Annotated in this window: 8 protein-coding genes; all 8 read left to right on the top strand. The window is 73.0% G+C overall.

The features are described from left to right. Positions 1-673 precede the first annotated feature (673 nt). The 8 genes from GXB85_RS17570 to GXB85_RS17535 all read left to right on the top strand — a co-directional run bounded on the left by GXB85_RS17570 (position 674) and on the right by GXB85_RS17535 (position 10,244). Positions 674-1,675, top strand: coding sequence for an ABC transporter substrate-binding protein (locus tag GXB85_RS17570; protein ID WP_161918962.1), 1,002 nt, complete (start codon positions 674-676; stop codon positions 1,673-1,675). A 101-nt stretch (positions 1,676-1,776) separates the two neighbouring features. After that, positions 1,777-3,312: a sugar ABC transporter ATP-binding protein gene (locus GXB85_RS17565; protein WP_161918961.1), complete on the top strand. Its 1,536-nt coding sequence runs from the start codon at positions 1,777-1,779 to the stop codon at positions 3,310-3,312. Then, entirely contained in the window at positions 3,309-4,358 is a 1,050-nt protein-coding gene (locus GXB85_RS17560; protein WP_370524323.1) for an ABC transporter permease, read from the top strand. The genes GXB85_RS17565 and GXB85_RS17560 overlap by 4 nt, the downstream gene beginning before the upstream one ends. Beyond that, the gene (locus GXB85_RS17555; RefSeq protein ID WP_161918960.1) at positions 4,355-5,383 is read left to right on the top strand and encodes a sugar ABC transporter permease YjfF; all 1,029 of its coding nucleotides are present in this window, start codon (positions 4,355-4,357) and stop codon (positions 5,381-5,383) included. The genes GXB85_RS17560 and GXB85_RS17555 overlap by 4 nt, the downstream gene beginning before the upstream one ends. A gap of 14 nt (positions 5,384-5,397) precedes the next feature. Continuing rightward, on the top strand, positions 5,398-6,975 hold the full coding sequence (locus GXB85_RS17550) for a sugar ABC transporter ATP-binding protein (RefSeq protein ID WP_161918959.1): 1,578 nt from the start codon (positions 5,398-5,400) through the stop codon (positions 6,973-6,975). Beyond that, positions 6,975-8,054, top strand: coding sequence for a LacI family DNA-binding transcriptional regulator (locus tag GXB85_RS17545; RefSeq protein WP_161918958.1), 1,080 nt, complete (start codon positions 6,975-6,977; stop codon positions 8,052-8,054). The genes GXB85_RS17550 and GXB85_RS17545 overlap by 1 nt, the downstream gene beginning before the upstream one ends. A 51-nt stretch (positions 8,055-8,105) precedes the next feature. Further along, entirely contained in the window at positions 8,106-9,347 is a 1,242-nt protein-coding gene (locus GXB85_RS17540) for an NAD(P)/FAD-dependent oxidoreductase (protein WP_370524322.1), read from the top strand. Positions 9,348-9,602: 255 nt separating this feature from the next. Beyond that, on the top strand, positions 9,603-10,244 hold the full coding sequence (locus tag GXB85_RS17535; protein ID WP_161918957.1) for a DUF4184 family protein: 642 nt from the start codon (positions 9,603-9,605) through the stop codon (positions 10,242-10,244). The last annotated feature ends 19 nt before the right edge of the window (positions 10,245-10,263 follow it).

Here is a 10,263-nt window from a genome sequence, read left to right as displayed (position 1 = left end):
GGCGACCAGCTCGACCGTCTCGTTGTGGGGCAGCCACACGTCGACACGCTTGGTGCCGGGCGCCAGGCCGTTGAAGCGCAGGGTGCTCGCGCCGGCGGGCTCGGCGGTGACCGCACCCGTGGCGGGGGCCGTCATGACCACCGTCGCCCCGGGGGGGCCCCCGCGGCCCGACCCCCGGCCCCACGCGGGACCCGCCCCGGGGCTGACCCTCCGGTGACCGGTCCGTCGGTGCGGTCCTTGTGACCCGTGGGGCGGTGGTGGCTGGTGTGACGTCCCACCTGTCCCGGTGGGCACTCGTGTCACAAGGACCGCGTGGGCGGACCGGAGCGGGCCCGACGGCGTGCCGGTGGGGTGGCTCGGGCTGGGGCGGGCCGAGCGGCGCGGGGCGGGCTGAGTGGCGCGGGTCGGGCCGGGGGCGGGCGAGCGACGCGGGTCGGCGACCAGCGGGTCGGAGTGGTTCCTGTGCGGTCGCGGATGTGATGCGTCTGCGTGTCACATCGACGGCGCTCCACGCACGTGTGTCGGGCCGGGTGTTACCGAAATGTGACGTGCATCCCATAGCCGTGGACAGAAATGTGAGCGCTATCATTCATCACACGGCCCGCCGCGCGGGTTGCAGGGAGGCACCCGATCACCGGCGATGGCGCCGGACCATAACGAGGAGGTTGTGGACATGCGGAAGCGAATTCTGTCGAGGCTGGCGCTCGTGGGGGTGCTCGCCCTCACCGCGGCAGGTTGCTCGACCGGCGGGGACGACCCCGAGGCCGGCGGCGACGGCGGGAACGGCGGCGGGGGTGGCGGCGAGACCATCACCGTCGGCTTCGCCCAGACCGGCTCGGAGAGCGGCTGGCGCAGCGCGAACACCGAGTCGATGAAGGAGGCGTTCTCGGCCGACAACGGCTTCGAGCTCATCTTCAACGCCGCGGACAACGACCCGGCCGCGCAGATCGCCGCCGTGCGGTCGTTCATCAACCAGGGCGTCGACGCGATCGTCATCGCGCCGATCGTCGAGGACGGCTGGGACGACGTGCTGCAGGAGGCCCAGGACGCCGACATCCCGGTGATCCTCGAGGACCGCACGGTCACCGCGTCGGAGGACCTCTACGCGACGTGGGTGGGCCTCGACTTCAAGCTCGAGGGCCAGAAGGCCGGCGAGTGGGCGGCGGAGAACTTCACCGAGCCCACGAAGATGGTCGTGCTCGAGGGCACCACGGGCTCGGCGCCCGCCAACGACCGCGCTGAGGGCTTCGACGCGGCGATCGAGGGCACGCCGATCGAGAAGATCGACTCCCAGACGGGCGACTTCACGCGTGACGGCGGCAAGTCCGTGATGGAGGGCTTCCTCCAGAAGTACGGCGCCGACGGGATCGACCTGGTCTACGCCCACAACGACGACATGGGCCTGGGCGCGATCGAGGCGATCGAGGCCGCGGGCGCCGTGCCGGGCGAGGACATCAAGATCATCACGATCGACGCCGTGCGTGACGGCATGCAGGCGCTCGTCGACGGCAAGATCAACTACATCGTCGAGTGCAACCCGCTCCTCGGTGAGAAGGCCGCCGAGCTCGTCAAGGCCGTCCTCGCCGGCGAGGAGGTCGAGAAGCGGACGATCGTCGAGGACCAGGCGTTCGACCAGGCCGCGGCCGAGGAGGCGCTGCCCGACCGCAAGTACTGAGCGCGGTCGTCCGTCCAGCAGCACCACGGACGGGGCGGTGCCGGGGGTCCCGACGACCCCCGGCACCGCCCGGCCCGCCCGACCAGAAAGCTGTGTACCCGATGCCTGCGGTCACCCACGCCGCCCCCGTCGTCGAGATGCGGGGCATCACCATCCGGTTCCCGGGCGTGCTCGCCCTCGACCACGTCGACCTCACGCTGCGCCCCGGCGAGGTGCACGCGCTCATGGGCGAGAACGGTGCCGGGAAGTCGACCCTCATCAAGGCGCTCACAGGCGTGTACGCGGTGGACGAGGGCACCATCACGGTCGCGGGTGCCCCGCGGACGTTCGCCACCACGGCGGACGCCCAGGACGCAGGCATCGCGACCGTGTACCAGGAGGTCAACCTCTGCGCGAACCTCACCGTCGGCGAGAACGTCATGCTCGGGCACGAGCCGCGTCGCGGCGGTGCGATCGACTGGCGGGCCACGCACGCCGCGGCGGCGCGGCACCTCGAGGGGCTGGGCCTGCGCATCGACCCCCGCTCGCTGCTGTCGACGCACTCGCTCGCGATCCAGCAGCTCGTCGCGATCAGCCGGGCGATGGTGCTCGAGTCGACCGTGCTCATCCTGGACGAACCCACCTCGAGCCTCGACCGCGACGAGGTCGACCAGCTCTTCGGCGTGGTGCGCGAGCTGCGCGCGGCCGGGGTGGCGATCCTCTTCGTCTCGCACTTCCTCGAGCAGGTCTACGAGATCTCGGACCGCATCACGGTGCTGCGCAACGGCACGCTCGTCGGCGAGTACCTGGTGCGTGACCTGCCCCGCGACGCGCTCGTGACCAAGATGATCGGGCGCGAGCTCGACGACCTCGAGGCGCTGTCGCGCACCGCGCACCGCGCGATCGACCGCTCGGGCGAGCCCGTGCTGAGGGCCCAGGGCGTCGGCAGGCGCGGCGTGCTCGAGCCCGCCGACCTCGAGGTCTACCCCGGGGAGGTCGTGGGCCTCGCCGGCCTGCTCGGCTCGGGCCGGACCGAGCTGGTCCGGCTCCTCTACGGGGCCGACCGCGCCGACACGGGGACGGTGAGCGTCCACGGCACGCCGGCCAGGATGACCTCGCCCCGGCACGCCATCGACCACCGCATCTCGTTCTCGTCCGAGGACCGCCGCGGCGAGGGCATCGTCGCCGACCTCACGGTCGCCGAGAACATCGTGCTCGGCATGCAGGCGCGACGCGGCTGGGCGCGCAAGATCCGCAAGGCCGACCAGGACGCCGTCGTCGCGGAGTACATCGAGGCGCTCGGTGTGCGGCCCGCCAACCCGGACGCCGTCGTCGGCCACCTCTCGGGCGGGAACCAGCAGAAGGTGCTGCTCGCCCGGTGGCTCGCGACGGCGCCCGAGCTGCTCGTGCTCGACGAGCCCACGCGCGGGATCGACGTGGGCGCCAAGGCCGACATCCAGCGCAAGGTCTCGGAGCTGTCGGCCCAGGGGCTCGCCGTCATCTTCATCTCCTCCGAGCTCGAGGAGGTGCTTCGATTGGCCCAGCGGATCGCGGTGCTGCGGGACCGCACGAAGATCGGTGAGCTCGACTCGTCCGAGGTCGATCTCGACGGCCTCATCGACTACCTCGCCAACGAGGGCAAGGGGAGCGCGGCGTGACGCACATCTGGAAGCACCGGCTGTTCTGGCCGCTCGCGGCCCTCGTGGCCCTCATCGTCATCAACTCGATCGCGCGGCCGCGGTTTCTGTCGATCACCATGCGTGACGGCGAGCTGTACGGCGCGCTCGTGGACGTGCTGCGCAACAGCGCCCCGCTCATGCTCGTCGCGCTCGGCATGACGATCGTCATCGCGACCCGTGGGATCGACCTGTCGGTGGGCGCGATCATGGCGGTCTCGGGCGCTGTCGCGCTCACCGTCATCGACGGCTCGCAGGACCCGGGCAACCTGGGCACCGTGCTCGTCGCGGTGGGCGTCGCGGTGCTGGTCGCCCTCGTGCTCGGCGTGTGGAACGGGTTCCTGGTGGCCGTGCTCGGCATCCAGCCCATCATCGCGACGCTCGTGCTCATGCTCGCGGGGCGTGGTGTCGCCCTGCTCATCACCGGTGGCTTCATCACCACCGTGAACTCGGCGCCGTTCTCGTTCATCGCGAGCGGCTACCTCACGCTGCTGCCCTTCGCGTTCTTCGTGTCCGTCGCGGCGATCGCGACGATCGCCCTGGTCGAGCGGCGGACGGCGCTCGGGGTGCTGACCGAGGCCGTCGGCATCAACCCCGAGGCGAGCCGGCTCGCGGGCGTGCGCTCACGCGGCATCATCTGGGGCGCCTACGTGCTCAGCGGCGCGCTCGCGGGCGTCGCCGGGATCATCTACGCGTCGAACATCCGGGCGGCCGACGCCAACGCGGCCGGCCTGTTCATCGAGCTCTACGCGATCCTCGCCGTCGTGCTGGGCGGGACCTCGCTCATGGGCGGCAAGTTCTCGATCGCCGGCACGGTGATCGGGGTCCTCATCATCCAGACCCTCGAGTCGACCATCCTCTTCCTCGGCGTGCCGTCGGCCCAGAGCCCGGTGTTCTTCGCCCTCGTCGTGGTGGTGGTCGTCATGGTGCAATCGCCGCGGGTGCGTCGCGTGCTCTCCGGGATGACCAGGCAGAGGCGAGCGCCGGCACCGGCCGGTGACCAGGAGCGGACGAAGGTGGCGGCATGAGCACGACGGTGACCGAGACCCCCGCGGCGCGCGTCGAGCGCCCCACCAGCCGGGTCGAGACGTTCCTCAGCCGGCACGCCGCGATGATGCCCACGTTCGCTGCGGTCGTGATCCTCGTGCTGCTGCTCGTCGGGGCCGAGGCGTTCCTGCGCGGTGACTTCATCACCCCACGCAACCTGTCGGCGCTGCTGCTCGACAACGCCTACCTGCTCATCCTCGCGGTCGGCATGACGTTCGTGATCCTCACCGCGGGCATCGACCTGTCGGTGGGCTCGGTCATGGCGTTCACGGGGATCCTCGGGGCCCAGCTGCTCGTGGCCGGCGTGCCGGTGTGGTTCGCGGTCGGGGCGATGCTCGTGGGCGGCGCCGCGATCGGCCTGCTCATCGGGGTGCTCGTGCAGTACTTCGACGTGCAGCCGTTCATCGCCTCGCTCGCGGGGCTCTTCCTCGCGCGCGGCCTCGCGTTCGTCGTGAGCCTGTCCTCGATCCGGGTCGAGCAGCCGGGCGTGCTGTGGCTCCAGCAGAACCGCATCCGCATCGGTGACTGGTACCTCACGCCCACGGGCATCCTGGCCCTGGCCGTCGTCGGTCTCGCGGCCTTCGTGCTGCACCTGACGCGGTTCGGCCGCACGGTCTACGCGATCGGCGGCAACGAGCAGTCGGCGCGGCTCATGGGTCTCGACGTGGCGCGTACGAAGGTCGCCGCGTACGTCATCAGCGGGCTGTGCGGCGGCCTCGCGGGCCTCGTGCTCACCGCGTACTCGGGTGCCGGGTACCCGCGCAACGGCATCGGCACCGAGCTCGACGCGATCGCCGCGGTGGTGATCGGCGGCACCCTCCTCACCGGCGGACGGGGCTACGTGCTCGGCTCGCTCATCGGCGTCATGGTGTTCGGCACGATCAAGACCATCATCTCGTTCATGGGCGCCGAGCAGTCGTGGATGCAGATCATCGTCGGCGCGCTGCTGCTGCTCTTCATCGTCGTGCAGCGGGCGATCGTGGCGAGGTCGGAGCGACGGCGATAGCCACCCCGGGCCAGATGTCGGCCGCTCCGCTCCGGACTCGCGATACTGGTCCGGTGGACGAGGCCGACCAGGTGCAGCCCGACGCAGCGCGACCGCTGCTCGAGCTGACGGGCGCGACCGTGCGGTTCGGCGCCGACGCCGCGCTCGACGACGTCTCGTTCCGGATGTTCCCGGGTGAGGTGCACTCGCTCATGGGCGAGAACGGCGCCGGGAAGTCGACGCTGATCAAGGCGATCACGGGGGCGCTCGCGCTCGACGCCGGGACACTCGTGCTCGACGGGCGCCGGGTGCGCTTCGCGACGCCGCACGACGCCCAGCGCGCCGGTGTCAGCACGGTGTACCAGGAGGTCGAGCTGCTGCCGAACCTCTCGGTGGCGGAGAACGTGCTGCTCGGACGTGAGCCGCGCACACGGGGAGTGCTGAGCAGACGGCGCATGCACGGTCGCGCGGCCGAGATCCTCGCCGACCTCGGCCTCGACCTCGATCCGGCATCGCTGCTCGGCACGCACTCGGTCGCGGTGCAGCAGCTCGTGGCGATCGCGCGCGCGATCTCGACCGACGTGCGTGTGCTCGTGCTCGACGAACCGACGTCCAGCCTCGACCTCGACGAGGTCGCGGAGCTCTTCCGGATCATCCGGGAGCTGCGGTCGCGCGGGGTGGCGATCCTGTTCGTCTCGCACTTCCTCGACCAGGTCTACGAGATCTGCGACCGGATCACGGTGCTGCGCGACGGCAAGCTGGTCGGCGAGTACCTGACGCGTGAGCTGCTGCGGATCGACCTGGTGCAGAAGATGCTCGGCCGCGACGCGTCCGACTTCAAGGCGCGCCAGCGCCCGCAGGTCGACGAGCCCGACGGGCCCGTGTTCCTGAGCGCCCGTGGGCTGGGCACCTTCCCGGGCCTCACGGGGGCCGACGTCGACCTGGGCGAGGGTGAGGTGCTGGGCGTCGCAGGCCTGCTGGGCTCCGGGCGGACGGCGCTCGCGCGCACGCTCACCGGGATCGACCGCCCCGACGCCGGCACGCTCCACATCGAGGGTGCACGTGTGCACCTCGACTCACCGCAGCGCGCGATCTCGTTCGGGGTCGTGTACTCCTCCGAGAACCGCCTCGCCGAGGGGATCCTGGGTGAGCTCTCGGTGCTCGACAACATCACGCTCGCGGTTCAGGCCCAGCGCGGCGTGCTGCGGCGCATCAGGCCCACCCGCCAGCGCGAGCTCGCGCAGAGCTGGGTCGAGGCGCTCGGCGTGCGGCCCGCGGACCTCGACCGGCCGGCGGGCACGCTGTCCGGCGGCAACCAGCAGAAGGTGCTCCTCGCGCGCCTCCTCGCGCTCGCCCCGCGGGTGCTCGTGCTCGACGAGCCCACGCGCGGCATCGACGTCGGTGCCAAGGTCGAGATCCTCAACCTTGTCGGCGAGCTCGCCGACAACGGGCTGTCGGTGCTGTTCATCTCGGCCGAGCTCGAGGAGGTGCTGCGGGTGGGGGACCGCGTCGCCGTCCTGCGCGACGGCCGCGTGGTCGAGACGCTGCCCTCGGCCGAGATGACCGTCGACTCCCTCCTCGCGCTCGTCGCGAGCCCCGAGGAGGCGGTCTGATGCCCGACGAGAAGCCGGCCCGCGCGGCGAACATCTTCGACGTCGCGCGCCTCGCCGGGGTGTCGCACCAGACGGTCTCGCGTGTGCTCAACGGTCTGCCGAACGTGCGTCCCGCGACGCGGGAGCGCGTCGAGCACGCGATCGCGCAGCTGCGCTACAGCCCGTCGCCCGCGGCGCAGTCCCTGGTCTCGCGTCGTACGCGCACGCTCGGGCTGATCGCGCCCGCGGTCTCGGACTACGGCCCCACACGCATCGGCATGCACTTCTCGATGGCCGCCCGGGCCGCGAGGTACAGCGTCAACACGATCACCACGGTGGACGACGACCCGGGTGCCGTGCGGGCGGCGATCGAGGGGCTGCTGCGCCAGCGCGTCGACGGGATCGTGCTCATCGTGATGGACATCGGCGTGGTCGAGATGGTGCGCGAGCTCGACCTGTCGATCCCCGTGGTCGCCGCGGCGTCGTCGTCGCGGCGCAGCCCGCTCCTGGTGCAGATCGACCAGTACCGGGGCGCCCGGGCCGCCGTCCGCCACCTCGCTGAGCTGGGGCACACCCGCATCGCGCACCTCGCGGGCCCGGCGCGCGGGGCCGACGCGATCGAGCGCGTGCGCGGCTGGCGCGACGAGCTCGCCGAGCGCGGGCTGCCGGCGGTCGACCTGGTCTACGGCGACTGGTCGGCCGAGGCGGGCTACCGGATCGGCCGCGAGATGGACCTCGAGCCCGGCATGGCGGTGTTCACCTCGAACGACCTGATGGCGCTCGGTCTGATGTCCGCGCTGCGCGAGCGCGCGCTCGGCGTGCCCGACGACGTCGCGGTGGTGGGCTTCGACGACATCCCCGAGGCGGCGTTCCTCTACCCGCCGCTCACGACGGTGCGCCAGAACTTCGCGGCCCTCGGTGAGCTCATGCTCCAGAAGGTGCTCGTGGCGCTCGAGGAGGGGCAGGACGAGACGGTGGACACCCCGCTCGCGACCCACCTCGTGGTGCGCGAGTCGACGCGAGCCCTCGTCGTCGACGGTGACGAGCCCGTCGGCGGGCTCGAGCTCCCCGCCCCGGTCGAGGGCGTGCCCGGGCGGTAGCGCGCAGCCGACGGCGGGCGGGAGCGGGGGCGCCCACCTACGCTGCCGAGCGTGGACGTCGTCGTGGTGGGGGCAGGGCTCGCGGGGCTCGCGTGCGCGCGGTCGCTGCAGGCCCGGGGCCTCGAGGTGCGCGTGCTCGAGGCGGGTGACGCGGTCGGTGGCCGCGTGCGCACGGACCACGTGGACGGCTTCACTCTCGACCGCGGGTTCCAGCTGCTCAACCCCGCCTACCCGGCGGTGCGCGAGCTCGTGGACGTGGACGCGCTCGACCTCCGCGCGTTCCTCCCCGGGGTCGCGGTGCGCCGGGACGACCGTCTCGCGCTGCTGGCGGACCCCCGCCGCGCGCCCCTCCTGCTCGGCCGCACGCTCGTCGACGGGCTGCGGTCCGGTCTGCTGCGCCCAGACGAGCTGTTGCGGCTCGCGCGGTGGGCGGCGCCCGCCCTCGGCCCGGTGCAGCGCGCGCTCGCGGCACCCGACACGAGCCTCGCGGCGTCCCTCGACGGCGCGGGTGTCGAGGGTCCCCTGCGGCGCGCGGTGCTCGAGCCCTTCCTGGCGGGCGTCCTCGCCGAGGACGACGGCACGACGTCGGCCGCGTTCGTGCGGCTGCTGGTGCGGGCGTTCCTGCGTGGGACGCCGGGCGTGCCGGCGGCCGGGATGGCGGCGCTTCCCGCGCAGCTCGCGGAGGGTGTGCCCGACGTGCGCCTCGGCGTGCGCGTGGACCGGGTCGAGCCCCACGGTCCCGGCGTGCGCGTGCACGCCGACGACGGCGTGACCGACGCCCGGGCGGTGGTGGTGGCGACCGACGCGCCCGCCGCCGAACGCCTCGTCGGGGTGCCCGCGCCGGTGATGAAGGGCCTCACGACCCACTGGTACGCGACCGATGCGGCCCCGACGCTGCTGCCCGCCGTCGTCGTCGACGGCCGTGACCGCGGGCCGGTGGTGAACGCCGCCGTGGTGAGCCTGGTGGCCCCGGGGTACGCGCCCGCCGGGCAGCACCTGGTCCAGGCGACCGTGCTCCACCACGGGAGGAGGCGCGGCGCCGACGAGCCGCAGGTGCGCGCGCACGCGGGCGAGGTGCTGGGGACGGACCCGCGCGGCTGGCGCGAGGTGGTGCGGCACGTGATCCCGGCCGCGCTGCCCGCCCAGCCGCCACCCCTGGTGACCCGCCGGGACGTCGTCGTCGGCGACGGCCTGTTCGTGTGCGGCGACCACCGCGACACAGCGTCGATCCAGGGCGCCCTCGTCTCGGGCCGCCGCACGGCCCGGGCGGTCGCCCACCACCTGACCCGCTGACCGCCACCGGCCGCGCCCCGCGCCCGTCCCTCCCGGCCGCCGAAGTCGCACACCTGCACCGAGATCGCACTGTCGGCAGTGCGATCTCGGTGCAGAAGTACGACCTCGGCGAGGAGGTGGGGAGGAGCGGGGCGGTCGGCAAGGGCGGCGCGCGCCGGCAGGTCGGACCGTGGGCGGACGGCGCCGGTGTGCGCACCCCTCGGCATCAGCCCTGGGTGGGACGACCCGAGCGGGTGCGTGAGGCGATCATTCGGCGTGCCCTTCACACTCTCCCACCCGGCGGCCGTGCTGCCGGTCGCGCGCGGCCCGCTCGTGCCCGCCGCGCTGGTCGCCGGGTCGCTGGCCCCTGACGTCCCCTACTTCGTGGCCGCGCCCCGGTACGCGGGCGCCTGGTACGAGCCCTTCGTCAACGCGACGACGACGCACCACTGGCCGGGCCTGCTGACGGTCGCGGTGCCGACGGCCGCGGTGCTGGTGGCACTGTGGTGGCTGGTCCGGACACCGCTGGCCGACCTCGTGGTGCGCGCGCACGGTGCCCCGGCTGCTCGCCGCCTGGTGGCGCCCGGCGTTCGCGGGATCGGCTGGCTCCTCGTGTCCCTCGTCGTCGGTGTCCTCACGCACGTGGTGTGGGACTCCTTCACCCACGCCGACGGCGCGCTGGTGGGGCGCGTCGCGCTGCTGCGCGAGCCCGTCGGGGCCGGGCTGGACGTGGCACGTCTGCTCCAGCACGTGAGCACCGTGGCCGGTGCGGTGGTGCTCGTGGTGTGGGCCGTGCGACGGCTCGCGGCGTGGCGCTCGGCCGGTGGCCGGCTCGGCGTGACGCCGGTGCGCGTCGTCGTCGCGTTGACGAAGGGCTCGTACCAGGCGCCCGCGTACCGGGGCGCGGCCACGAAGTAGGGGACGTCAGGGGCCAGCG

The organism is Cellulomonas sp. APG4 (assembly GCF_009996735.1).
GTDB lineage: Bacteria > Actinomycetota > Actinomycetes > Actinomycetales > Cellulomonadaceae > Actinotalea.
This window is presented reverse-complemented; position numbering and strand designations above follow the sequence as displayed.

Excerpts from the sequence above, each read along its gene's own strand:
- GXB85_RS17570 (WP_161918962.1), top strand. The coding sequence starts at position 674 with ATGCGGAAGCGAATTCTGTCGAGGCTGGCGCTCGTGGGGGTGCTCGCC.
- GXB85_RS17565 (WP_161918961.1), top strand. The coding sequence starts at position 1,777 with ATGCCTGCGGTCACCCACGCCGCCCCCGTCGTCGAGATGCGGGGCATC.
- GXB85_RS17555 (WP_161918960.1), top strand. The coding sequence starts at position 4,355 with ATGAGCACGACGGTGACCGAGACCCCCGCGGCGCGCGTCGAGCGCCCC.
- GXB85_RS17550 (WP_161918959.1), top strand. The coding sequence starts at position 5,398 with ATGTCGGCCGCTCCGCTCCGGACTCGCGATACTGGTCCGGTGGACGAG.
- GXB85_RS17545 (WP_161918958.1), top strand. The coding sequence starts at position 6,975 with ATGCCCGACGAGAAGCCGGCCCGCGCGGCGAACATCTTCGACGTCGCG.